This window comes from Helicobacter cetorum MIT 99-5656 (assembly GCF_000259275.1).
GTDB lineage: Bacteria > Campylobacterota > Campylobacteria > Campylobacterales > Helicobacteraceae > Helicobacter > Helicobacter cetorum.
Map to the genome: position 1 here is coordinate 17,088 of NC_017735.1, position 25,095 is coordinate 42,182.

The following is a 25,095-nucleotide window of genomic DNA, read 5'->3' on the forward strand; positions in this document are numbered from 1 at the left end:
GCATTCTCTTTTAGTTTTTAAGGATTTATTATAGCGTTTCTACTTCAAAAACTCAGCGATGACTTCATTCTCTCTAGGTATAGGAAAAAAAATATCCGTATTTGGCGAGATGAATACCCTACTCCCTTCTCTAATGACTACAATAGGGACAATTTTACTCTTATCTCTTAAAATTTGATTGATAACTTGGTTAATCCCCATGCCACTTTGTCTCATCATTTGCATTAAGAGATAATCTCCAAAAAAATTCGTTGTTTCTTCCTTGTTGCCCTTATTGTTTAAAGCAGAAGTTAAGCCTATCAATAAGCCATTAGTGAGCGTAGAAAGAAGTAAGGGCATGCCATAGCGTTGGAAATTCCTTTCAATGAGTTCGCCAACTAAGCCATTATAGCCCTTAATATCCGCTCCTTTAGCGTTAGTGAGCATGATATTTATGCCATGGGGTGTGATAATCCTAGTCCATACAATATCTAGGCGATATTCCCCCATTTTGTTATTATTATTGTAATAGCCGATGACTTTAGAGCCTTTAGGAATAAGCACCGCTCTTCCCATATTCGCAAAAATATCGCTCTCTACTTGGGCGATGACCTTACCAGCGATTTGACTAGAAATGGGCGTGATTAAAAAGGCTGGTATCATTTTATCTGCAGTAATGGTTCTTAAAAGCTTGTTTTCATTCGTGGCGATGTCTTTGTCTTTAAGATTAGTAAAACTATCTATGCCTTTAGAAGAATCTATAGGAAAAATAAGGTTTTCTTCGTAGTTTTTAGGGCTTTCTTCAAAGGGGGTTATACGAGAGGCTAATAAATCTAATTGCTCTAAAGAAAAGTCTCTTTTGGAGTGGTTTGTCTTTGTGGTAGGCTTTGTGAAATCTTGTGGAATTTCTTGTCTAGGGGGGCTGATTTTTTGAGAATTTAAGGCTTTTAGGGCGGTTTGTAGCTGTTGTTGTAAGGCTTTTATGGTAGCGTCTTTGGAGCTGTCTTTGTTAGTTTGGTTTGAATTTTGAGTGAAAGTATAGTCGCCTAAGGGGTATTTCACTTCATCATCACTTAAGAGATTTGGTTGGTTATTTAAAGGGGCTTTTGGTTTTTTATGATAGATTAAAGAAGTAGCCATAATCACTACAAAACACCCTACAAAAATAAGCACCCCTTTAAGCCATTTATTCATTTTTGAGCCTTAAAGCGGATGCACAAATAGTCTTTGCCTTGCCTTAAAGTCCATTTACTTGAAACATCTTCAGCAATAATGTAATCGCCTACGATTCTAGTATTCACCGGATTGTCATAACCATCAACGACTTTATAGATAACCGGAAATTTAGAAGACGCTAACTTTTTATCAAATTTAAAATAAGTGAAGTGTTTGTCATTAAAAATTTCTTTAGGCATTAAAGAGAGATTAGATTTTTTAGAGCATAGCCACAAGCAATACCATTTTCTTTGAGAGCTTTTTAAGGCTGTATAACCTTTTTTAATATCTTTTTTAATGATTTTCATAGAATTAGTGCTATCGCCAATCGTTATTACTTCTTCTAATGGTTTTATCTCTTTAAAAGGCTTTTCTTTAGGGGGTTTTTCAAGGGCATTTTCTTTTTGGGGCTTGATAAAAGCGTTAGCATAGTAGTTCTTATCTTCTATATAGACTTGTAAATTAGGGTGTTTAGAACTTGTAAAGGTGGTAGAAAACACATAGAAAGAAAAAATCTTGCCTTCATCATCAATCACGCTGATATTAGAATCCACACCGATTTGTAAAGGCTTGATGAGTAAAATTCGCTCGTTACTTTCTAAGATTTTTGCATTAAAGCCCACCTTATCCCCTAGCACAAAATCTTTGATAGGCTTAGAGAAATACAATAAAGTCGCCATTGCATAGCGTAAGCGGATTTTATAAGTTTGTCCTTGAAAATAATCAATATTCAAAGTGTTAGACATTTTTGAGCGGTTTTTATCAAAAAAGCTGTTTTGAATGGCGTTTAAATCTTGCATGGGGTGGTTTAAATTTGTTGGAGCTTTTTCATTAGATTCTTCTACAAACTCATCAGCTTTTATTAAGCTAAAAACTAGCATTAAGCTTAATAAAAAATTCCGCATTAATCATTCCTATTCGTGATTTCTGTAATGCTGTAGCGAGTGATTTTAAAACCGGTAGGATTTTTAGGCATGGAAGCGTAATCAAAATCAGGGGTGTCAAACACATAACTTAACACAATTTTAAAACGCTTTTCATACACGAGCTTATTTTCATTCATAAGTTTTGCCATAATAGACACACTAGCGATTGGGTTATTATCTTGCTGATAAATCGCAATATTTACAATATGGACTTCTCTTTCTAAATGGCTCTGTGCGTAAATGCTATTTTTTGTTTTAATCAAATTTTCAAAGCGTTGCCACACTTTAGCGTTACTTTGTAATCGCACTAATTCATAGCGAGACTTATCATCAATACGATTAATACTCTCTCTATTTAGCACATACGCCCCAATGAGCGAACGCACTAAGGCTTCGTTATTGGAAATGCTTTTATCTGCTCTTTGAATAATAGCATAATGCTTATCCTGATTTAAAAAATCCACAAAATGGTGTTCGGTTTTTTGTAGGGGTAAAAGGCTAATTAAAACAATAGCTAAAATAAGAGCGATAACACTCATTAAGCCTAAGAGTCTGTAAGCGATTTTTAAGCGATTTCTCTCTAGCCTAAACACACTCTCCATATCCAAATCATTCACAGAAAAACTAGAGAGTTTGTTTTCTAAATGCTTTTCTTGAGAATTTAAAAGCTCTTCTAAATAGATCAGTTGCTCGCTATTAAAAGGCTTTTCTTTCATGCAAGACTCAGTGGGTTTTCATAGAATGCACAGGGGCTTTTCTTCATTTCATGCACCTTGCTGGAGCAACCTAACAACACAAGCCCAAGAATAACAAAAAAAATTTTCATTAAAATCTCGTTTATTTAAATTTCATTTTGTGGCTTTATTGTATCCTTTTTAACCTTTTTTTGCTTGAAATTGGGAATTTTTACATCTAATGGAGTGGTTTCTACCTTGAAGATGGGGGAATGCGTAGGGCTTATTTGTTCCTTGCTCTCAGTTGTTGAGTGAGAAACATTTGATTGCGTGGTTATGTATCGCAACGAATTAAGGGCGTTTTGATTGAGATTGGTGCCTAAATTGGTGGCGAGTTTGTAAGTTTCTTTAAGGCTGTTTTGTGTTCTAAAAAGGGCGTTAATGAAAAAAGGCACGCCTATAATTAATGCACAGCACAAAAATAACGCCACCACTAATAAAAGGCTTAAGTCTTGTTGTTCTTGCATATGAGCTTTGATTAAAGCCTGAGTAACTGACACATTCAAAAACCCCACCACTAACAAAAAAGGCTTGTAAAATCCAAGGGCTAGGCATTTTTTAAGACACATAATTAAAACGCTTCGCCACGATTTGAAAAACCCAAAGGCTAAAAGTAATACCCCTAAAGAACACCACACATGCACTTCTAAATAAACTAAGATAATGATTGCAAACAGCACGCTTAAAAAAAGAGCTTGTAAAACGCTTAAGATGAGCCAAACACCCACTTCTTTATGGCTCAAATCACTGATAAAACTAAGAGCATAAAAACCATGATTGAAGATAAAATCTATTGAAAGCGTGTAATCTGAAAAAGTTGCCAAGCTCTGAGTTAGGGCTTGTGTGAGCATGTTAGGTAGAATAAAAATGGCATTTTGAAAAAATTCATAAAAGTGCATGGGGTTTTTTAAAGCGTAGTTAAAGAGTGCAAAAAATCCTACAAACAACAACGCTTCTAAGAGCGTGCTAGAGCTGAATAAGTTCTGTTCTTTTAAGCTTTTATAAGCAAAAAGCATGAATGCCAAAGCGACCACGCTATTAAAAACAAATTGTGCATGTAAAGTGTAGAGAAAAAATTCAGCAAAACGCCCTAAAATCGCTGTAAGCGGTGTGATAAACCAAGAAAGGATAATCTCATAAGCATTGTTTTTCATCAACGGATTTTAATGTAAAATTCAAAGCCTTTACGCATAATCAATAATTCAATTTTAGGTGAGCTAAACGCCCTTCTTAAAGCCTTTTGATTAAACGCCACATCTTTACGATTCACCCATAAAATCCTGTCGCCAAGCCTTAAGACATTCAAGCCTTTGGGTAAATTATTGCCGATTTTAGTGATAGTAAAATGCTTGTCTAAGACAACGCCATAACGCTCCAAAAAAGTATCCTTGAGCAAAAACCCCCCATAACGCTTATTGACTTTGATTACAACTTCTTTGACTTTATGGTTTCGCTTGATTTTCACTTTCGCAAGGCTTTGGTATTTGAGATGGCTCACCACCCATTCAAATTGAGCGAGCGAATGGAGTTTGTGGTCGTTAATAGATAGGATTTCATCATTTTTTAAAAAAGGATTTTTAGGAAAAAAGGGGTCAAATTGCTCCACGATTAAACGCTTGCTTTTTTCATCTAAACGCACCCCTATATCGCCATAATAAGGCTCTTTTTGATTCAAAAACCGCCTGATAAACTTCGCTTCAATAAAGCCATTCCCCCCTACGCCTAAACCTAACATTTGATAGCAAATATTACTAATCACACCATTTTTTTGAGTTTTTTGTGAGATTTGAGCGTAGTGGCTATAGCCTTGTTGTTTGAAAAGCAATTGTGTTTGTAAGGCGTGAGTAGCCCCCACACTAGCCATAGGCCTTATTAGGGCATTTTTATCTAAATCTCTTAATTCATAAGCATACTTACTTGGGGTGCTTTGTAATAAATATAACCCTATAAAAGGGTCAGATTTAATCACTTTAGCATGCGTAGGATAAGTTGTAGAATAGTATAAATACACGCCCTTAGGCAATTCTTTTAAGGCCACGCCCCCATTTTTAAGGCTGGCTTCTTTAAAAAAGGCTTGACAATGCTTAAAATCATAAGCCCCTAAGCCATTAAAAAAAACAATAAGAGCGATTAAAACTTTGTGAAACATCACAATTTGCTAAAATTCCCTAGCATGTTAAAGGCTAAGTTTTTTCTGTTTTCTTCTATGTTTTTATACCCGTCATTTAAAGCACTCATTAGATAAATTTGCATAGCTTCCTTATCTTCTAATAAGCTATCATCAATTTGCAAATCCACTAATTCCCCCACACCATTAAAACTCACGCTCACCATTCCGCCACCGCTTTTTGAAGTATAAATGGTGTCTTTACTCTTTTCTTCTAATTGGCTAAACTCTTTTTTAACCCCATCTAGTAACCCACTCAATTGACTAAAATCCATGCTTATTCCTTATTCTCTAAAATTTCATTATTTTCATTCACCAGCACAATACTTGGCTTATGCGCATTAATTTCATCTTCACTCATGCTCGCATAAGCTATAATGATAATCACATCACCTATGGCCACCTTTCTAGCCGCCGCCCCATTGACACAAATTTCGCCTTTCTTTTTCCCTAAAATCACATAGGTGCTGAAGCGTTCGCCATTATTGACATTCACAATTTCTACTTTCATGCCCTCTTTGAGTTTTGCAAGCTTGGCTAGGTTCTCATCTATGGTGATTGAACCTACATAATTGAGATTTGCATCTGTAATTCTAGCCCTATGGATTTTGCTATAAAGCATTTCAAAAGTCATTTTCTTTCACCTTTTGTGTGTGTTTGATTTCTTTTAAAATCAATTGATTTTTTTCTAGTAAGCAAGCGATTTTACAAGGTTTTTTAAATGATTGTAAGAGTAGTATATCGCTTAGCTTCGTTTTGATTTCATTATGAATGATTTTTTTAATTTCTCTAGCCCCTAAAGTCGTTTGATAGCTCTTTTGTGCGATAAATTTCAAAACTTCTTTATGAAACTTTAAGACTATGTTTTGCTCTAGCACTAGGGCTTTTAATTTTTGTAATTCCACCAAAACAATTTGTTCAAAATCCTGTAAACTAAGCGGATTAAATGGCACAATCGCATCAATTCTAGAGCGTAATTCTGGGGTTAGAAACTCTTTAATCGCTCTATCATATTTTGTGTTTTTAATGCTGAAAAATCCTAGCGTATCTTTATCTTGACTCCCAATATTTGAAGTCATAATTAAAACAACATGCTTAAAACTCGCCTTATTGCCTAAATTATCGCTCAAAGTGGCATTATCCATAACTTGCAACAACAAATCATACACATCAGCGTGAGCTTTTTCTATTTCATCTAAAAGCAGCAAGCAATGGGGGTGCTTTTTAATCGCATTGACTAATAACCCCCCTTGCTCAAAGCCTACATAACCATTAGGACTTCCAATAAATTTCGCTACGCTATGGGCTTCTTTGTATTCGCTCATATCAAAGCGTTCAAAATGCAAATTCAAATTCAAGGCTAATTCTTTAGCTAACTCTGTTTTTCCCACCCCACTAGGCCCAACAAACAAAAAGCTCCCTATAGGCTTATCTTTTGAAGAAAGTCCGCAAAACTGGATTTTAATCGCATTACTAATGGTTTCAACAGCCTTTGTTTGAGCGAAAATCTTGTTATTAAGCGATTTTTCCAAATTCCTTAAAAGGGCTTTCTTATCATTACTCAAACGGATTTTAGGAATTTTGAGCTTTAAGGCGAGTGTCTCTTGCACATCATCAACGCCGATTTTTTTACCTTTTTTAGAACTAATTTTTTTTCTCGCTCCCACTTCATCTAATAAATCAATCGCTTTATCTGGCAAAAATTTATCATGCATATAATGGCTTGTTAAATCAATACAGGCTAAAAGAGCGTTTTCATCATAACGCACTTGATGATGAGCTTCATAAAGGGGGACTATTTGCTTTAAAATAGAATAGCACACTTCTTTAGAAGGCTCTTCCACATTCACTACAGAAAAACGCCTGCTAAAGGCCTTGTCTTTTTCAAACACATTGCGGTATTCTTCAAAAGTGGTAGCCCCCATGCATTTCAAGCTCCCATCAGTTAAAACCGGCTTTAAAATATTAGCCGCATCTAAGCTCCCCGCACTACTGCTTCCTGCACCTAAAATCGTATGGATTTCATCAATAAATAAAATAGTATTAGGGTTTTTTTTCGTTTCTTTAAGCACTTTTTTCAAGCGTTTTTCAAAATCCCCCCTATATTTTGCTCCAGCAACCATTAAGGCCAAATCTAAAGAATAAATCTCATAGTCCTGCAAGAAACTTGGCACCTGTTTTTGAGCGATTTTTAAAGCCAGAGCTTCAGCAATGGCGGTTTTTCCCACACCCGCTTCGCCGATTAAGAGTGGATTATTCTTTTTTCTGCGCCCCAAAATTTCTATCACCCTTAGAATTTCTTCTTCTCTACCAATCACTGGGTCTAGGGCATTATCCTTCGCTAGGGTGCTTAAATTTTTAGCGTATTTCTTTAAGGCATCACTTTTTTTTGAGACCGGCTCTTCTTGATTTAAATCAAATAACCCCGAATTTTTAACCAAATACAAACGAGTGATTCCAAAACTATCCATAAGCTTTGAAGCGTAGCAATCTTTCTCTTCTAGCATTAAAACAAGCAATTCTTCAACGCCCACACTTTTTAAATCATTTGTAGCTGTATGCATTTTTTGAAACACTTCTACTAGCACAAAACTTCTGTCTGGAACTTTAGCCAAGTCATTTTTTAAAGGGACATATTGCAGTAAGTAATCTTTAAGGATTTGCCCCATTTTGTAGTAGTCGTTTTCTTCTAAAGCATTAAAAATCCTTGCCCCACTCTCATGTTCTAAAACGGCTAGTAGCACATGCTCTGTGGTGCAAAGGGCATGGTTAAAATCTAGTGCCAAACTCAAGGCCTGGGCAATAACTTCATTCAAATCTTTATTGAAATTATCCATTATTTTATCTCTTCTACAACTAATTTTAAAGGAAAGTTTAACGCTCTAGCCTTTTCTTTCACGCATTCTGCCTTATACACAGCAATATCATAAGGATAAATACCACAAACCCCTTCGCCATCATGATGGACACTTAGCATGATATTTTGAGCTTCTTCTAAAGGCTTGTCAAAAAACTCTCTTAACACAGAGACCACAAAATCCATTGTGGTGGTAGAATCATTGAGCATGACAACCTGCGACATGGTGGGGGTAGGGATTTTATGCATGGGGGCGACTTCTCTAGGATTTTCAAGGATAGGGATTAAAGACTCTAAAAATTCACAAACTTGTTTCAAATGCATGGGCATTCTCTGTGTTTTATTTAGCAACCATAATAGGAATGCTAGATTGCTCAATCAGGCGGTTTTGGTGTGAGCCAAACAGGCGGTATAGCAAATTAGATTCGCTCGCTCCAATTAGTAGTAAGTCATAATCCTTAGCCATGCCCAAAACCACATCAATAGAATCACCGCTTTTTAAAACGCTCTCGCATTCTATATTTTCTTTTTTAAAAGCGTCTTCAAACTCTTTTAACAAATCCTTAGCTCTTTCTTCTTCTAAAGCTTCGGTCGTGCCATAATCCATCATGCCGCTTTCACTATAGATAAACACTTCCATGCTCACATGCAACAAGGTAAAACGCACCGTTTTAAGCGAATGAGCTAATTTGATTGCAAACTTGATGGCGTTACGACATTCTAGTGTATCACTAATTCCAAACAAAATATTCATAAAAGACCAACCCTAAATGAAGTTTTAGCATTATAGCAAAATAACCCCACTAAAATTACGCTAACATTCAAGCCAAATTCAATTAAAGGAAGTTTTATGGCAACAACCCTATTTGTGAGTGCAACTAACACGAATGTGGGTAAAACCACTTGTGCAAGATTACTCGCTAAATATTGCAACACTCAAAACATTAAAACGATTTTATTAAAACCCATTGAAACAGGCATAAACCCACTAGATAAATCAAGTGATGCACATTTGTTTTTACAAGATAACCATGCTCTAGACAAGTCTATGCAACTACAAGACATCTCATTTTATCGCTATATTAAAGCTTGTGCTCCGCTCATCGCTCAACAAGAAGAAAAGCCCAAAAAACCCATTGAGCTAAACAAAATCAAAGATTTAGTAGAGCATTTTAAACAACGCTATGATTTAATCATTGTTGAAGGGGCTGGGGGGCTACTTGTGCCTATCACCTTAAAAGAAAGCATGCTAGATTTAGCCCTAAATTTAGAAGCCAAAATGCTTTTAATTAGCCATGATAATTTAGGAATGATAAATGACTGCTTATTAAATGACTATCTTTTAAAATCTCAAAAATTAGATTATAAAATCGCTATCAATCTAAGAGAGAGTAACGCCACTACTTTTGAGAGCGTGAGCTTGCCCTATATTGAGCTTTTTAACAAGCACTCTAATAACCCTATTATGATTTTTCAAAAAAATCTAAAAGAATTAATGGATTTTGCCCTTAAATGACGCACAAATAAAACGCACGCTTAAAATAAACCCCCCTAGCAACAACGCATATAAAATCCAACTAACAATAGGCTTTGAAACTCCGCTTATCTCTTCAAGAGGCTTTAAAGAAATCGCATTAGGGAACATATCTAATAGATTAATACGCCACCCATAGTATTTCACTTCCACTTGCTGATTGATTAAGCTTTGAGCTAAAGCTGAAATATCAGCGGAATTGAATTTGAAATAAAAAGGAAAGCCAAAGCGAGTGTCTTCATTACGATACACTTTCACGCTTTTTTTATCCTTAGGGTCGTAAGTTTGTAGAAAATAGACATCTCTAGTAAGGCTTTTTGACGCTTTATTAGGCATGCTCTTATCCATTCTTTTTACTTCCATGCCACTAATGATACCCACCCTGTAATGGGGCATACAATAGCTTACGCTTGCCATAAGTGCTAAAAATATCAGAGTTAAGATAACTAAGACAATATTACGCACAATTCTCACTACAACTCCTTATTTAGCACGAGCTAATAAAACCTTCCTAAAAACAAATTACATGCATCCAATCATCACATCAGCAAACTCAGAACATTTAACTTCAGTCGCCCCCTCCATTAAGCGAGCAAAATCATAAGTTACTTTCTTGCTCTTAATGGCTTTTTCCATAGAAGATACGATTAAATCAGCCGCTTCTACCCAACCCATATGCCTTAACATCATTTCAGCACTTAAAATGATAGAGCCCGGATTTACCTTATCAAGTCCGGTGTATTTGGGAGCAGTGCCATGCGTTGCTTCAAACATGCCCACCGTATCATTGAGATTAGCCCCAGGAGCAATGCCAATGCCCCCAACCATTGCAGCTAACGCATCAGAAATATAATCCCCATTCAAATTCATGGTAGCAATCACGCTGTATTCGCTAGGGCGTAATAAGATTTGTTGCAAGAACGCATCAGCAATCATATCTTTTATGACGATTTCTTTTCCGGTTTTGGGGTTTTTAATAGAGCACCATGGGCCTTTATCAATAACTTTAGCACCAAATTCTTTTTGAGCTAGAGCATAACCCCATTTCATAAACGCCCCTTCAGTAAACTTCATAATATTACCCTTATGCACGAAAGTTACGCTTGGTTTGTCATTATCAATCGCATATTCAATCGCTTTTCTCACCAATCTCTCTGTGCCTTCTTTACTAATGGGTTTGACACCTATACCGCTAGTTTCTGGGAATCTAATTTTAGTAACCTTTAATTCATCTTGTAAGAAATGAATGAGTTTTTTAGCTTCAGCACTACCTTCAGCCCACTCAACCCCTGCATAGATATCTTCAGCATTTTCTCTAAAAATCACCATATCCACTTTGTTAGGCTCTTTTACAGGGCTTGGACTACCATACCACCTAACCGGTCTCAAACACACATATAAATCCATTTTTTGACGCAACGCCACATTTAATGACCTAAACCCTTCTCCAATAGGCGTAGTCAAAGGCCCTTTAATAGCCACTTTATAATGATTAATCGCATCAATAGTATCAGGGAGCAGCCATTGCTCTTCAGGGCTTAACTCTTTGTGGTCTTTGAATTTGTTATAGCATTTCTCGCCTACAAATACTTCATACCATGCGATTTTTTTTGCACCTTTATAAGCCTTTTCTACCGCTTTATCAACTACCTTAATCATCGCTGGGGTAATATCAGAACCAATGCCATCGCCCTCAATAAAAGGGATAATAGGGTTATTTGGCACATGCAATTTGCCATTTTCAATCGTAATTTCTTCGCCTTCTTTAGGTTTTTCTAAAAATTTAGGGTTGTAAGCCATTTTTAATCCTTTTTCTAAAAATTAGTAGATATACTAGCACAAAAACACTACACAACCCCTAACAAACCTTTTTTAATCTGTGTTTAAAAGTAGCGATTGAAAATAACTTGAAGAAACGAAATGTTTTTAAAAAAATCATTTAATTTTTTGGCTTATAATGTAGCGTTAGTTGATTGCAAAATTATCGTATATTCTACAAAAGGAAGTTTTAATGTCTGTTACTCTAATCAATAATGAAAATAATGAACGCTATGAATTTGAAACTATTAAATGCACTCGTGGGCCAAAGGCGGTTGATTTTTCTAAGCTTTTTGAGACTACGGGGTTTTTTTCTTACGACCCGGGGTATTCTTCAACAGCTGGGTGTCAATCCACCATTAGCTACATTAATGGTAAAGAAGGCGAATTGTATTATAAAGGGCATAGAATACAAGATTTAGTCGCTAACTATAAATATGTAGATGTATGTAAACTACTACTCACAGGCGAATTACCCAAAGATAAAGATGAGAGTTTAGAATTTGAATTAGAATTACGCCACAGAAGCTTTGTGCATGAGAGCTTACTCAATATGTTTAGCGCCTTTCCTAGCAACGCCCACCCCATGGCAAAGCTTTCTAGTGGCGTGTCCATTTTATCCACTCTATACTCCACGCATCAAAACATGCATACTGAAGAAGATTATCAAACTATGGCTAGAAGAATCATAGCTAAGATTCCTACCTTAGCCGCCATTTGTTATCGTAATGAAGTGGGAGCTCCTATCATCTACCCTGATATTGCCCGCTCTTATGTAGAAAACATTCTATTCATGCTTAGGGGTTATCCTTATAGCCGCTTGAAACACACTATTAAGGGCGAAACGGAAATCACGCCCTTAGAAGTAGAAGCCTTTGACAAGATTCTAACCTTGCATGCTGACCATGGGCAAAACGCTTCTTCTACCACCGTAAGAAATGTCGCCAGCACCGGGGTGCATCCTTATGCGGCTATTAGTGCGGGTATTTCTGCTTTATGGGGGCATTTACACGGCGGAGCGAATGAAAAAGTATTATTGCAATTAGAAGAAATAGGCGATGTCAAAAATGTAGATAAGTATATCGCAAGAGTGAAAGACAAGAACGACAGCTTCAAGCTCATGGGCTTTGGGCATAGGGTGTATAAGAGTTACGACCCAAGGGCTAAGATTTTAAAGGGCTTGAAAGATGAATTGCATAAAAAAGGCGTTAAAATGGACGAACGCTTAGGCGAAATCGCTTCTAAAGTAGAAGAAATTGCCTTAAAAGACGAGTATTTTATTGAGAGAAATCTCTACCCTAATGTAGACTTTTACTCAGGTACCATTCTCACGGCTTTAAAAATTCCGGTGCGTTTCTTTACGCCAGTGTTTGTCATCGGTCGCACAGTGGGTTGGTGCGCTCAACTCTTAGAACATGTCAAAAACCCCCAAGCTAGAATCACCCGCCCAAGACAAGTCTATGTAGGAAAGTAGGTTTTGTAAGATGTTAAAAATTTTCACAAAAAATATTGTTAGCCACAAAAAGGGGTTTAATCTCCCTACACTCTTAATAACGCTTTAAGGGGGTTACACCCATTATGGTTATAAACAATATGTAATCATTCATGTCTCTTTGCTCAATTTGGGGAGCAAACGCCTTGAGCTGTCATTTTTCTTAACCTTTTGGCATGAGCTTTTAAAAACTAAAAAGCCATTACAAGGTTTTTCAACTTTCATAAACCTACATCTATAACCACACCACACCCTCATAATAAGTCCAAGATTTACCCAAAAACTACTAAACTACCTAAAATATTTAAATATGTCTCTAAATTTCAAAAAAAAAAAACAATATTTGTGTTACAATTCTTTCATCTACAAAAAATCCATGTTCTTAAAAACTTCATTCCATAACTAGTCTTTTAAGGATATGTTTTTAATTAAAATCCACAAGAAGGAACACAGAATGATAAAAATCAAAAAAACTAGCATGGCTCTAGCCTTAAGCCTGTTTCTAAGCGGTCTTCATGCCGAAGATAACGGCTATTTTGTAAGCGTAGGCTATCAAATCGGTCAAGCTTCTCAAATGGTTAAAAACACTGGCGAGTTGCAAAAGCTTTCAGACACTTATGCAAACTTGAACAATCTTTTAGCTAATTACAACAGCCTTAATTGGGCGGTTACTAATGCAGGAAGCGCTACTTCTATCAATAGTGCAATTGATAATTTGAGTGCGAGCGCGAATAATTTGACTAATGGCACCACACAATCTCCTGCTTATCAGGCCGTGCTTTTAGCGCTTAATTCAGCGGTAGCGATGTGGCAAATCATTGCTTCTAGAATTGGTTGCGGCAATGATTTAAATCAATCAAATCAATCAAATCAAACAAATCAAACAAATCAAACAATAAACAATGTTCCTAATGAGAGTGGTTCAGTTACTTGTAACAGAACTACATCAGGATGGGGAGGCGTTATTTCGCACAACACTTTTAAAAAAATCAATGATGCTTTTGTAGTCATCCATAACGCTTTAAAAGATAATGGGATGCTGGCGCTAAAAGATAGTAATAATGCATCACAAGAGATGAAAAAAGTCCAACAAGCCGTCTTGCAAGCCGTTGTTGCTATCAAGGAGGAAAGGGGAGTAAATGTGGCAGAAGCAGCACAAGAATCAAAAGCTCAAGAAACACACGCTAAAAGCGAACCAGCTAAAGCAGAACAAAAAAATACCGCCACCTATCTTTTAAGTGAAGCTCAAACACTCATAGACACTCTCACTACAGGTGATAATAATAAAGAAACTACCGGATGCCCATGGTTTGAGGTGCCTAATAATGATAGCACTAAAACCTATTATGGGATTAATTCAGCAAGTGGAAGTGTGTGCGACCTGTTTAAAGACCCTTTTGATAGGGTGAAACAAATGCTTGCTACAGCCAAAGAAGTCGTGCAAAAAACTCAAAATGTCTCAGCCACCCAAGAACAAAAAATTCAAACTCCAAGCAGTTTCAACCCCTATACTAACAACCACCAAGTCGCTCAAACCATGCTTAAGACCGCTCAAACTCAAGCCAATATTTTAAATCTGGTCAATCAAGTGGGAAATGATTTTAAAGCCATCAATGCCAGACAAAGAGAGCTAATGACACGATGTATGCAAGGTGCAAACACTATCGCACAAGGGAGTAATGTATCAGGCTGTGCAAAACTACAAGCGACTTTAAATTCTTTAGAGCAAGAGAGCGCTTATTATGGTAACCAAGTCAATCAAGCTTTGACTATCGCTGACACCTTATTGCATTTCAAAGAAAGGGTTGCGACTTTAAAAGACACTTATGGTGAGATAAAAAATAATATTTCTGTGGCTTCAAGCTTACCCAACTCCAAACTAGCCTTGCAAAACCTTGTTAGCACGACTACAGATTCAAATAAACCGGTAGGCTTACAAACCGTTTATTATCTCAATCAAAACGCCTATTCTCAAATGCAAACTGCTATGCAAGAATTAGCTAACAACCCTTTCAGAAACTTTGGCGTGATTAAATCTCAATCTAATAGCGGTGTGATGAATGGTATAGGTATCCAACTAGGTTATAAACAATTCTTTGGTGAAAATAGAAACTATGGCGTTAAATATTATGGCTTCTTTGATTATAACCACACCTATATCAAATCAGACTTTTTTAATTCGGCCTCTAATGTTTTCACTTATGGGGCAGGTGCAGACGCTCTGTATAATTTCATCAACGATAAAGCCACAAATCTTTTTGGAAAAAACAATAAACTTTCTGTGGGTGTTTTTGGTGGAATCGCACTTGCTGGGACTTCATGGGCTAATTCTAATCGTGTGAATTTAGAAACGGTAAATAATATCTATAACGCTAAAATTAGTGCCGCAAATTTCCAATTTTTATTCAACTTTGGCTTGAGAGCAAATCTGGCTGAAGAGAAAAAGGGTAATCATGCTATCCAGCATGGAATGGAACTGGGTATTAAGATTCCTACCATTAACACAAGCTATTATTCCTTTATGGGAGCTAAACTCTCTTATAGAAGGTTGTATAGTATCTATTTGAACTATGTGTTTGCATATTAAATCTCTTAACCCCTTTTAAAAAGGGGCAATTTATTCTAAGGCTCTTTTTAACTTTCTCAAATACTCTTAATTTTTTGCAACCTAGAACTAACCTATTTAACACTAAAAGAGTGTTTGGAGTTGGATAGGGGGTTAAAGCTTTTAGGAGGTTACCCTGCTCTTTGGGTTAGGGTTTAAACATCAAATCTTTTTTAATTTAATTGATTTGGATTTAAATTTGCTTTTTTGAAGGTTTAATATTCTAATCTACATAGTTGCTCTGTATGTTATATTGAATATAAGGATTTTAAAATTATCAAACGCCCCAAAAGTTTTGGACAAACCCACTTTTAAAGGAAACCCCTAAGCTTTAAAAAGCTTAAAGGAACTTTTGGCTAGCTATCTTTTGAATAAAAAGACAAACTTAACCCCTTAACAGAGAATTTAATGTATAATACTAGCCAAGAGTTTTTATCATGTTTTATTTCCATGATAAACCCTTTTACTAATTGGAATTTGCCCCATAGACAACTATGGGGCGTAAAAATATTCTACAATAAGCTGACTTAAATTTTTCAAATCATTCAGCCGCACAGAGCGTTAAAAAAAGAGTAAAGTAAAATTGAATTTAAGGGGTGTGTTTGATACGATTTTTCCATTTAAAGTTTTTCAAGCCCCTAACTTGTTTGCAAGCTGGTTTGCTCTATAGCCTTAGTTTTGGTATTTTGTATCATTTTCCCTTGTTTGCTTATGCCTATAAGGAAAGTAGTCAGCCGAGTCTTATGGTGGTTATTGCTGTTGCACTTTTTTGTGCTAATGGCATTCTCTTTCTTACTTTAAGTTTAATCTCTTCTCATTTAATGCGTTTCTTTGCAATCGTTTTTAGCATGCTTAATTCTGTCGCTTTATATTTCATCAGCACTTATGGTGTCTTTTTGAATAAGAGTATGATGAGTAATGTCTTAAACACTAATACGCATGAAGTTTTGGATTTTTTGAGCGTTAAGTTATTTCTTTTTATCGCTATTTTGGGTATCCTACCCAGCTATCTTATCTATAAAATCCCCCTTAAACGCTCTTTTAAAAAACCGCAATTTTTAGCTCTCTTGGTGTTAGTTGCTATCTTTATAGCGAACGCTTTAATTAACGCTAAAACTTGGTTGTGGTTTGACAAGCATGCTAAATCTATAGGGGGTTTGAGCCTACCCTTTGCTTATAGCGTGAACGCCTTTAGGGTGAGCGTTCTCAAACTCTTTAGCCCTACAATCAAGCCACTCCCCTTATTTTTGCCTAACGCTTCTAAATCATTTGTCGTGCTAGTAATAGGCGAAAGTGCTAGAAAGCATAATTACGCCCTTTATGGGTATGAAAAGCCCACCACCCCTAGACTAAGCAAACGATTAAAAAACCAAGAAATCACTCTTTTTGACGCCACTTCTTGTGCGACCTATACTACAGCGAGTTTGGAATGCATTTTAGATTCTTCCTTTAAAGATGGTTTTAGCACCTATGAAAATTTACCGACCTATTTAACAAAAGCTGGCATTAAGGTCTTTTGGTATAGTGCAAACGATGGCGAAAAGAATGTGAAGGTTACACGCTATCTCAAACGCTCTGAGTTGATTAAAAAATGCCGCACTTGTAAAGAAATCGCTCTTTATGATGAAGCCTTGCTCTATAATGTGCCTAATCTCTTAAAAGAACACTCTAACGAAAATGTCTTGCTCATTTTACATCTTGCCGGCTCGCATGGCCCTAGATATGATAAAAAAGTGCCTTTAAATTTTAGGGTGTTTAAGCCCTATTGCTCAAGCGTTGATTTGTCTCGCTGTTCCAAAGAAAGTTTGATGAATGCCTATGACAACACCATTTTTTACAATGATTTTGTGCTAGATAAGCTCATTAGCATGCTTAAAAATACCAAGCAACCCACCTTAATGCTCTATTTGAGCGACCATGGCGAAAGCTTAGGCGAAGGGGCGTATTACTTGCATGGTATCCCTAAAAGCATTGCCCCTAAAGAACAATATGAAATCCCCTTTATCCTTTATGCCAACAAGCTTTTTAAAGAAAAACATTCGCTGGACCAAATTCAAACACCACTCTCTCAAAATGTTATTTTTCATAGTATCTTAGGCGTGTTTGAAAGTTTTAAGATTCCAAATGCTGTCTATCAGCCCCATTTAGACCTGTTTAAGCATAAAAAAGAGTAAACTACCCTTATGAAAAATTATCTCAAACTCCACACACTTAAAAATTTGTTTGTCCAAAGCTTACCCAAAAGCGTTTCTAAAAGCTTGCTTACTATAAGCTTAGTTTTAATGCTTTTAGGCGTGCTATTCCCCTTCCCTAAAATCCCTAAGCACCCTAGTGTGCCATTAGTGTTTCATTTCACAGAGCATTACGCACGCTTTATCCCTACGATTTTATCTGTGGCTATTCCCTTGATTAAAAGAGATGTTATCGGGCTTTTTCAAGTCGCTAACGCTTCCATGGCTACAACCATTCTCACACACACCACTAAGAGAGCCTTAAATAATGTAACTATCCACAATAGGCGTTTGGGCGAACGCCCCTATGGGGGTAATTTCAACATGCCAAGCGGGCATTCATCTATGGTGGGTTTAGCGGTGGTATTTTTAATGCGTCGTTATTCTTTCAAAAAATATTTGTGGCTCTTGCCCCTAGTCCCTTTAACCATGCTCGCTCGCATTTATTTGGATATGCACACTATTGGGGCGGTGCTAGCTGGGCTTGGTGTGGGGGTATTGTGTGCGAGCCTTTTTACAAGCTCTAAAAAGTCTTAATTCCTGTTTTTATAATCTTCATAAGAAAAATTTTTAAGGATTTCAAAACCCTTTTGGTCTAGTTTGGCTAGACTTGGAAGTGGCACGCCATTAAAGGTATTGTTTTTAACAATCGTATAATGGAGCATGTCTTTAAACAAGATTTTATCGCCCCTTTTTAGGGGGGTATCAAAGCTAAAGCCACCCATAAAATCCCCTGCTAAACAAGTAGGACCGCCTAATACATAAGAAAACGCCCCCTTATTTTCGCCCTTTTCAACTTCAATCAATTCTTTGTCATCTTCTACAGAAATTTTAAGGATATTAGGGCGATAAGGCATTTCTAAGCAATCAGGCATATGAGCGCTAAAAGAAGTGTCTAAAATGGCAATCATTTCTTCATTTTGCACCAAATCCACCACGCTTGCGAGCAAAAATCCGCATTGCCACCCTACAGCTTCCCCAGGCTCTAAAATCACTTCTATGTTGTTATAGCGGGCTTTAAAATCCCTAATCGTTTGAATGAGTAACTCCACATCATAATCGTTTCTAGTGATATGATGCCCCCCACCAAAATTCACCCACTCCATTTTCTCTAAATAAGGCTTGAAATGCTTTTCTACATGTTCTAAAGTTCTGCATAGTGCATCAGCATTTTGCTCACAATGCGTGTGAAAATGCAAACCATTAACACCTTCTAAACCATGCTCTTGAACCCCTTTTTCAAATTCGCTAGGCACAATACCCAAACGACTTATCTTTGAGCATGGGTTATAAATGGCTGGCGTTACTTCGCTATAAAGGGGGTTTATTCGTAAGCCTATTTTAATGGGGCTTAAGCCCAAACTCTCTAGTTGCTTGTTCTTCTCAAAAATCCTATCTTTATATTGTGCGTATTGATAAAAAGAGTTAAAAACAATGCTTGTAGCTAGGGGTAAAATGGCCTTTATTTCTGTCTCTTTAAAGGCTGGGCTATAGACACAAATTTCTTTATGGCTCTCTCGCCCCCCAAACTCTTCAAAAGCAAGCTTGGCTTCATAAAGTCCGCTTGCACAGCACCCACTCAAGCACTCTCTCAAAATGCCAAATTCACGCCAAAACGCATACCCTTTTAAAGCGAGCAAAACCTTTGCCCCACTTTGTTGTTGCACATATTCTAAAGTCCTAGCGTTTTCTTCTAAACGCTCACTCTCTAGCACATAAGAAGGGGTGGGAAGTGTGCTGTATTGTAGGGTTTTCATGCTAATGCCATAAATTGCTTAACCACTCGTTCTATATCTTTAGGGTTAGACTTAGAGATAAAATCATCTGCTTTTAAACTTCTTGCCATATCTTCATTAGAGCTTCCACTCATAGAAGAGTTTACTACAATAGGAATTTTTGAAGTCAAAGAATTGTCCTTAACTTGCTTAATCACTTCAAAGCCACTTGCTTCTGGCATTTCTAAATCAGTGATGATTAAGCCGATGTCGCTAATGTCTGTCTCAGGGTTGAATAAATGTTCTAGCAATTTTTTACCATTAATGAAGTCTATGTGCTTGACTTCAAGCTTGTCTAAAATCATTTGCATGGTTTTCAAAACGCTTGGAGAATCATCAGCCAGTAGAATACATTTGTCAGAATGGATTTTAGAAAGCGTTTCTAAATCGCTGTGCTTTTCATCTTCAATCCAAGGAAACACATCTATAAGCATTTTTTCAATATCCACCACTTGCACCAGTCGCCCATCAAAATAGCGTGTGCGACTCACAAGCTTGTTATTACCTGCAGAGCCACCCACTCCAGCACTCTGCTCCATTTCAGTCCATTTTTTATTTAAAATCCTATCCGCTTCATAGATTCTTACCCCTATTGTCCAGCGAGAAAACTCACAAATCATAATAATATCGTCTTCGCCTTCTTCTTTTTCTATTTTATAAGGGCGTAAATCCTTGCTCTTATCTTGGCTATCATAATAAAACCATTTCCGCATATCAATCAGAGGAATGGTTAGCTCTCTGATAATGATTAAACCTTCAACCAGCGAATTGTTTTCGTGGCTAATGATAGTGAGACTGCCATGATATTTCACCACTTCACGAATTTTAAAGACATTGACCGCATACAAATCCTTGTTTTTACCCAGCCTAAAACACAATAATTGTAACTCGTTGTTCTTATGTAAACTCGTAACTTGGTCAATGCCTGCTAAACTACTAGCCATTGCTTCCCCTTAATTTAGGTTTTTCGTGTAATTATATCGTTTTTGTGCTTAACATCAACGACACTTAAAATCATTTCAAATGCTTCATAATAAACCCATTTTTAAAACTGCGAACATACAAAATATTATGGCGGTTAGAACAAAAGATTTGTTTGGTTCGCACAAATTCAAAGGGGGGTTCTTCAGTGTTAAGTGGTTTTTCACAAGGCTGTAAAAAAAAGGAAAAAGCGTTCGTTAAATCCGCCTTAACAGAGTAATTTTCAAAAGCTTTGTTTTTTAAACGCATGACATAGAATTTATGGGCAAAAATGCTGGTATTTCTCGTATCCGCAAAGGTGCTAACACCCGCATACAATGAAGTTACTAACCCCCCAAGAAATCCCAAATAATAATTTGCAACCGCTTGCATACTTAGTTTAAAAGTAGCGGATAAAATCGCTCTGGTTACAATGTAGGGTAATTGTTTTCTGAACTCGCTTGCAACTACTGCATCCATTAAGGACAAGGTTTCAAAGGGTATGGTTTTTTCACCCTTTTGTAAGCTGAAGTTTTGATAAAACGCTTCGCCATCTTCTAGCCTTGGTAAGGCTAAACTCGCATTGTAGATAGAATCAATCATAAAAATAGGCACATCAATCTTAAATTCGCTTTTTTGTGGCTCTTTGCCATCTTCAATGATAATCCAAGTGAAAGTGTCATTAGTAGGGCGTTGAAAAAAGAGTAAATCATTAGCTACGACAGGATTTTGACTAACTCCGAACGCTTCATTCAAATAGCCTAACCCCTTATTCTTATCCCCTTCTAAAGCGTAAAAAAGCCCTGAAAGATACGAGACAACAGGATTAATCAAGCCTTGATAAGCTCGGTATTTATCCAAATTAGAATAAGTAGCGTTTAGAATTTGGCTCGCTTCTTCTCTAGAACGCTCCATGTTAATGCGGTGCTGCTTGTTAGAATCCATTTCTTTTATAGCTTTTTGAACTTCTTTGTAATAAAATTCTTTAGCCCTTCGCTGGCGTTCATTCGCACGATTGAATTGCACCCTAGCGTTCGCACTATCATTCAAAAGCATGTAATCAATGGCTTTATAATAATTGATTAAAACCCCTTCATAAATATTCCCCCCATAAACACGCACATTGTCATTAACCATAGTAGCACCCACATAACTAGCCCCCTTTAAAAAAGCGTTTTGCGTTGCATCAAAGCGGTTTTCAGCCTTATCTAGTATCTCCAAAGAAGCCTTGTAATCTCTTGCATATAAAGCACTCAAGCCATTTTGCATATCCCACAAAAGGGCGTTCTTTTTTTGCTTAGTGAATTGCTTGGAATATTCATAAGCTTTTTTAGGGCTTTCTTCATAATAGAGCGTGTTAAAATGAGCCAAATCAGCACGATAACCTATACAGCCTGATAGCAATAGAACCGCCCAAAGTAACAGGATAAAATGCTTCAATCAAACCCTTTTATGAAGTTTTTGTATGCGTAAAATTGAACATATCATAACATTTTTATTAAAACATAAGCTTTTTATGGCTAGAATACTTTCCAAGCTCTTGTTTAGACCTATGCAATAGGATTTTAGGGTAACGCTTCAGGGTAGGAATACAGCAGAGTCCCCTAATTTTTTATGTGCCTTAGCCATCTGAATGGGGGCGTTTTCCTATTTCAATCTCTCATTTCAATTAACTTTGTATTAACTAGGTATTGATGCATTAAAAACAAGGCTTAGTTTCATCAAAACTATCTAAAAGGAAAAAATGGTTGATAATTCTTAGAACTTGTTTGACAAAGATTTTCTTTGATAACATGAAGTGCCTAACAATAAAGAAACTACCCATTCTCAATTAGAGCCTAGTTTGATTCTCCTATCAATTTTTCACGCCACTTGTTAGGATAATCTTGTTGTAAAGCTTTCATCTTATTAACATGGCTAGAATCAGAGTTAAAAATTTTTAGATAATGCCCTAAACTCTCTAAACTCACATCAATCATATTAGAACTCCCATCGCCTAGATTTTTGACTAGAACCTGTCTTGAATGCAAAGGAGTGTTTTCTAAAAAAGAAATTTCCATTTCACTTAAAGGCACATTAAAATTTTGTTTTAACTCTTTGGCGTTTTTTTGGGGGTATAAAATAAGCGTTCCCATGTTGCTTAAAAAACTATGAGCGTTTTTTACCCCACTTAGTTGGTAAATATCCTGTAAGGCTAACACCACCACGCCATTAGCCTTTCGTGCTTGCGTGATTAAAGCGTTAATCTTGGTATTAAGCAAATCATTTTCTACATAAGATTTGAACTCATCTAAAAAAACCAAAAACCCACCATCATTTTTCCTAGACTCTTCTAAAATTCTATAAAACAAATAATAGGCTAAAAGCCCTAAATCTTTAGGGTTTTGAGTGATAGCGTCTAAATTAATAACATTTAACAAGGCGTTTGTATTTAATGTATCATTAAGAGCGTTAAAAAGGGGGTTACTCAAATACGGCTCTAAACTCAAATTTAATTGATTAGATGAAGTTCTTTTAAGCGTTTCTTTAAAATCCTTTAAATCAAAGGCTTTAGGATACAAGGTTTCATAAAGACTCATAATGGCATTAGAAATCGCATTCACATCTTCTATCAATTCTTTATTGCGTGAAGTGGGGTCTTTTATGTTTAACATCGCTTGATAAAAGGATTGCAAAAATTGCATGTTCTGTGCGTTTGGCTCTAAAGAAAAAGGGTTAATGCTAAAACTAAGCCCATCATGATAATGCCCCTTAAAAAACTTTGTGAAAGAATATAAGCCTTGCATTCTGTCAAAGGCTAAAAGGCGCATTTTTTCATACTTCAAAGCACTCATCATTAAAAAACTCATTAAAGTGCTTTTACCGCTTCCTGTAGCCCCAATAATAAGCGTGTGTCCATTGACTTTAGCAACTTCGCTACCCCTATCATGCTTAACTTCTTGGTTATGAAAGTTAAATAAAAAAGGGGTTGAGTCCAAATTTTTAAACACACTTAAGGGACTATTCCCCCATGAATTAGCCCTAAAACCTGAATTTTGTTTTTCAAATACCATTAAACATGCCAAAGCTTTAGAAGTCAAAAAACGCAAGCGGTGGTTCAAATGAATGCATTCTGGAAAAAAAGAAAAATACCCCCCTTTCAAGCCAAAAGTTTCTACTACGCCCACTAGACCTTCTTTAGATAAAAGCCCTAAAACTAAGCTTGTTTGAGCGTCTAAACTCTCTAAACTAGGGGCTTTTATAAGAATGTTTAAGGCGAATTTTTGCATAGACAAACGCCTTGTTTTAACCAACTCTTGATATTCTAACAACTCATTTTTGACTAGATTAGACATGCTAAACTTGGTGCGTTCTTTTAAAAAATTCAACGCCTTATTCACGCTCATAGGCTCTATAGAAAACACAATGTCCAAATGAGCTTCTTGGTATAAAAGCGTGGCAATGGCTATAGAAGTGATGCGTTCACTCTCATAGGCTTTGATACCGATTAAGCGACTATAGAGTTTTTGATTAAAACGCTCTTGAATGAAATAATCTTTTTCAAAAGTTACCAAACTAGCGATATAGCTATCGCTCAAATACCCCCCTACTAGGGGCTTTAGGGGCAGTTCAAACCCATTGATATATTCGGCATAAAAGTTCAAAACTTCTCTAGAGTTTAAGAGTTTGGGGCGATAACTTTTGAGTTGCAGTTCCAGGCTTTTTAAAGTTTCTTGTAAAAAATGTGATTTATAAGAGAGAATATCCTTAAAATTTTCTTTATTAGCACGCATAAGAGATTGTTTCTTATGCTCTAAAACGCCCCATAAAGAATGCGTGCTTTCTAAGACTAAGAAATATTGATTTTCATACACTTCTTTATTTTCAAATTTATCCAAAATAGCTTGCACGAACTTAGATTTTGCTTGAGTGTTCTGTCTGTAGTCCATCTTACGCCTTTTAGCTACAATGCGCACCACGACTTTTTCTAAGGAATCTAACGCCATTTGGCGTTCAGTGAATAAATCTTGTAGTTGCTCCATATTCAAATGCGTGTAGCTAATCCCTTCCAAACTGAGTATGCCGACCAAATTTTCATTCTTAGTGAGTAAAAAATGCTCATCATACAAGCCTAGAATATTGTTTTCTTCACTCATTGAATAGCTTTTAGGCAAAACCCCTAAAAGATAGTTTGAAACCTTTTGCTTGATAGTGCTTACAAGCTTTTCTAACATTCTATGCCCTGTAGCATTTAGTTTTAGTTTTAATCTTGCTTCTAGCAATGATGATGTCTGAAATATCTTCATCAAAAAATTCTAGCACGCTAAAGAGCATTAAAAATCCTAAATACAATAAAAAAGCGTTCAACAAGTCAAGCCAAGGAAGTAATATAAAAGGCACAAAAATAGAAATCAAATAGGACTTTGCATTCAGCCACAAAAATTTTTCTTTAACAGAAATTTCACGCAAATTTCTCACGCTCACTGATGCAAAAACCATTAAAATATCCCCATAAACCAGCTTGCTAAACTAGGGGCTTTAAAAAACAAGAAAATTCCAAACACCACACCAAGTATGGTGAATAAAATCTCTTTCCACCTGTCTAAATTTCTCCACACATAAATGGCAATCCCTATAAAAATCACCATTAAAATTCCCTTAGCTATAGGGCTTTTAAGCTGGGCTTCTAAGGCGTTGAAAAACCCTTCTAACCCTTCAGCAAACAGACTTGAAAAACACAATCCTATTAAAAAGATGATTTTTAAAAAATAAGCAAACATCAAAACCCCTTTGTTTAACCTTAATTAACTCTCTAATCGTTT

Annotated in this window: 24 protein-coding genes and 1 other RNA gene; 6 read left to right on the top strand and 19 right to left on the bottom strand. The window is 36.3% G+C overall.

The annotated features are described in order from the left end of the window. Nucleotides 1-39: 39 nt before the first annotated feature. The 11 genes from HCD_RS00100 to HCD_RS00145 all read right to left on the bottom strand — a co-directional run bounded on the left by HCD_RS00100 (nucleotide 40) and on the right by HCD_RS00145 (nucleotide 8,632). Nucleotides 40-1,173, bottom strand: coding sequence for a DNA type IV secretion system protein ComB10 (locus HCD_RS00100; RefSeq protein ID WP_014658576.1), 1,134 nt, complete (start codon nucleotides 1,171-1,173; stop codon nucleotides 40-42). Beyond that, a complete protein-coding gene (locus HCD_RS00105) occupies nucleotides 1,170-2,099 on the bottom strand; it encodes a TrbG/VirB9 family P-type conjugative transfer protein (RefSeq protein ID WP_014658577.1) in 930 nt (309 codons plus the stop codon). The genes HCD_RS00100 and HCD_RS00105 overlap by 4 nt, the downstream gene beginning before the upstream one ends. Further along, nucleotides 2,099-2,836, bottom strand: a complete 738-nt coding sequence (locus HCD_RS00110) for a VirB8 family type IV secretion system protein (protein WP_014658578.1) — start codon at nucleotides 2,834-2,836, stop codon at nucleotides 2,099-2,101. The genes HCD_RS00105 and HCD_RS00110 overlap by 1 nt, the downstream gene beginning before the upstream one ends. After that, nucleotides 2,833-2,946: a hypothetical protein gene (locus HCD_RS09485; protein ID WP_014658579.1), complete on the bottom strand. Its 114-nt coding sequence runs from the start codon at nucleotides 2,944-2,946 to the stop codon at nucleotides 2,833-2,835. The genes HCD_RS00110 and HCD_RS09485 overlap by 4 nt, the downstream gene beginning before the upstream one ends. Nucleotides 2,947-2,961: 15 nt before the next feature. Then, the gene (locus HCD_RS00115) at nucleotides 2,962-4,008 is read right to left on the bottom strand and encodes a P-type conjugative transfer protein TrbL (RefSeq protein ID WP_014658580.1); all 1,047 of its coding nucleotides are present in this window, start codon (nucleotides 4,006-4,008) and stop codon (nucleotides 2,962-2,964) included. Continuing rightward, a complete protein-coding gene (locus tag HCD_RS00120) occupies nucleotides 4,008-5,003 on the bottom strand; it encodes a PDZ domain-containing protein (RefSeq protein WP_014658581.1) in 996 nt (331 codons plus the stop codon). Before HCD_RS00120 ends, HCD_RS00115 begins: the two co-directional genes overlap by 1 nt. Then, nucleotides 5,003-5,296 (bottom strand): YbaB/EbfC family nucleoid-associated protein, encoded by a 294-nt coding sequence (locus HCD_RS00125; protein WP_014658582.1) that lies wholly within the window; start codon nucleotides 5,294-5,296, stop codon nucleotides 5,003-5,005. Before HCD_RS00125 ends, HCD_RS00120 begins: the two co-directional genes overlap by 1 nt. A gap of 2 nt (nucleotides 5,297-5,298) precedes the next feature. After that, the gene (gene panD / locus HCD_RS00130; RefSeq protein WP_014658583.1) at nucleotides 5,299-5,655 is read right to left on the bottom strand and encodes an aspartate 1-decarboxylase; all 357 of its coding nucleotides are present in this window, start codon (nucleotides 5,653-5,655) and stop codon (nucleotides 5,299-5,301) included. Beyond that, a complete protein-coding gene (locus HCD_RS00135) occupies nucleotides 5,645-7,858 on the bottom strand; it encodes an AAA family ATPase (RefSeq protein WP_014658584.1) in 2,214 nt (737 codons plus the stop codon). The genes panD and HCD_RS00135 overlap by 11 nt, the downstream gene beginning before the upstream one ends. Beyond that, nucleotides 7,858-8,127, bottom strand: coding sequence for an ATP-dependent Clp protease adaptor ClpS (locus HCD_RS00140; RefSeq protein ID WP_041594852.1), 270 nt, complete (start codon nucleotides 8,125-8,127; stop codon nucleotides 7,858-7,860). The genes HCD_RS00135 and HCD_RS00140 overlap by 1 nt, the downstream gene beginning before the upstream one ends. A gap of 91 nt (nucleotides 8,128-8,218) precedes the next feature. Next, nucleotides 8,219-8,632 (bottom strand): universal stress protein, encoded by a 414-nt coding sequence (locus HCD_RS00145; protein ID WP_014658586.1) that lies wholly within the window; start codon nucleotides 8,630-8,632, stop codon nucleotides 8,219-8,221. 96 nt (nucleotides 8,633-8,728) lie between these two features. Here HCD_RS00145 and bioD point away from each other — a divergent pair, with 96 nt between their 5' ends. After that, nucleotides 8,729-9,394: a dethiobiotin synthase gene (bioD, locus tag HCD_RS00150; RefSeq protein WP_014658587.1), complete on the top strand. Its 666-nt coding sequence runs from the start codon at nucleotides 8,729-8,731 to the stop codon at nucleotides 9,392-9,394. Here bioD and HCD_RS00155 read toward each other — a convergent pair. Continuing rightward, a complete protein-coding gene (locus HCD_RS00155; protein ID WP_014658588.1) occupies nucleotides 9,371-9,886 on the bottom strand; it encodes a DUF1523 family protein in 516 nt (171 codons plus the stop codon). The genes bioD and HCD_RS00155 overlap by 24 nt on opposite strands. Nucleotides 9,887-9,934: 48 nt before the next feature. Continuing rightward, complete coding sequence (icd, locus tag HCD_RS00160) at nucleotides 9,935-11,212, bottom strand: isocitrate dehydrogenase (NADP(+)) (RefSeq protein ID WP_014658589.1); 1,278 nt, start codon at nucleotides 11,210-11,212, stop codon at nucleotides 9,935-9,937. A gap of 211 nt (nucleotides 11,213-11,423) precedes the next feature. Between icd and HCD_RS00165 the strand changes: the two genes are divergently transcribed. From HCD_RS00165 to lpxE, 4 genes are all read left to right on the top strand, one after another. Next, on the top strand, nucleotides 11,424-12,704 hold the full coding sequence (locus HCD_RS00165; RefSeq protein ID WP_014658590.1) for a citrate synthase: 1,281 nt from the start codon (nucleotides 11,424-11,426) through the stop codon (nucleotides 12,702-12,704). A 472-nt stretch (nucleotides 12,705-13,176) separates the two neighbouring features. Beyond that, nucleotides 13,177-15,309, top strand: coding sequence for an outer membrane protein (locus tag HCD_RS00170; RefSeq protein WP_014658591.1), 2,133 nt, complete (start codon nucleotides 13,177-13,179; stop codon nucleotides 15,307-15,309). 620 nt (nucleotides 15,310-15,929) lie between these two features. Beyond that, nucleotides 15,930-17,501, top strand: coding sequence for a phosphoethanolamine--lipid A transferase EptA (eptA, locus tag HCD_RS00175; protein WP_014658592.1), 1,572 nt, complete (start codon nucleotides 15,930-15,932; stop codon nucleotides 17,499-17,501). Between the two features lie 9 nt (nucleotides 17,502-17,510). Continuing rightward, nucleotides 17,511-18,095, top strand: a complete 585-nt coding sequence (lpxE, locus tag HCD_RS00180; protein ID WP_014658593.1) for a lipid A 1-phosphatase LpxE — start codon at nucleotides 17,511-17,513, stop codon at nucleotides 18,093-18,095. On the opposite strand, the gene nspC is transcribed toward lpxE, so the two are convergent. From nspC to HCD_RS00195, 3 genes are all read right to left on the bottom strand, one after another. Further along, nucleotides 18,092-19,315: a carboxynorspermidine decarboxylase gene (gene nspC, locus HCD_RS00185; protein WP_014658594.1), complete on the bottom strand. Its 1,224-nt coding sequence runs from the start codon at nucleotides 19,313-19,315 to the stop codon at nucleotides 18,092-18,094. The two genes, lpxE and nspC, sit on opposite strands and share 4 nt — an antisense overlap. After that, a complete protein-coding gene (locus HCD_RS00190; protein WP_014658595.1) occupies nucleotides 19,312-20,277 on the bottom strand; it encodes a chemotaxis protein in 966 nt (321 codons plus the stop codon). Before HCD_RS00190 ends, nspC begins: the two co-directional genes overlap by 4 nt. 70 nt (nucleotides 20,278-20,347) lie before the next feature. Then, entirely contained in the window at nucleotides 20,348-21,733 is a 1,386-nt protein-coding gene (locus tag HCD_RS00195) for a COG3014 family protein (protein ID WP_041594796.1), read from the bottom strand. Nucleotides 21,734-21,834: 101 nt separating this feature from the next. Between HCD_RS00195 and ffs the strand changes: the two genes are divergently transcribed. After that, an RNA gene (gene ffs / locus HCD_RS08840) (signal recognition particle sRNA small type) lies at nucleotides 21,835-21,932 on the top strand. A gap of 199 nt (nucleotides 21,933-22,131) precedes the next feature. Here the strand turns inward: ffs and HCD_RS00200 are convergent. Genes HCD_RS00200 through HCD_RS00210 form a run of 3 tightly spaced genes read right to left on the bottom strand, consistent with a single transcriptional unit; the run spans nucleotide 22,132 to nucleotide 25,053 of the window. Next, complete coding sequence (locus HCD_RS00200; RefSeq protein WP_014658597.1) at nucleotides 22,132-24,507, bottom strand: VirB4 family type IV secretion/conjugal transfer ATPase; 2,376 nt, start codon at nucleotides 24,505-24,507, stop codon at nucleotides 22,132-22,134. Nucleotide 24,508: 1 nt separating this feature from the next. Continuing rightward, nucleotides 24,509-24,772, bottom strand: coding sequence for a hypothetical protein (locus HCD_RS00205; RefSeq protein ID WP_014658598.1), 264 nt, complete (start codon nucleotides 24,770-24,772; stop codon nucleotides 24,509-24,511). Then, complete coding sequence (locus HCD_RS00210) at nucleotides 24,772-25,053, bottom strand: TrbC/VirB2 family protein (protein ID WP_014658599.1); 282 nt, start codon at nucleotides 25,051-25,053, stop codon at nucleotides 24,772-24,774. The genes HCD_RS00205 and HCD_RS00210 overlap by 1 nt, the downstream gene beginning before the upstream one ends. Nucleotides 25,054-25,095: the final 42 nt, after the last annotated feature.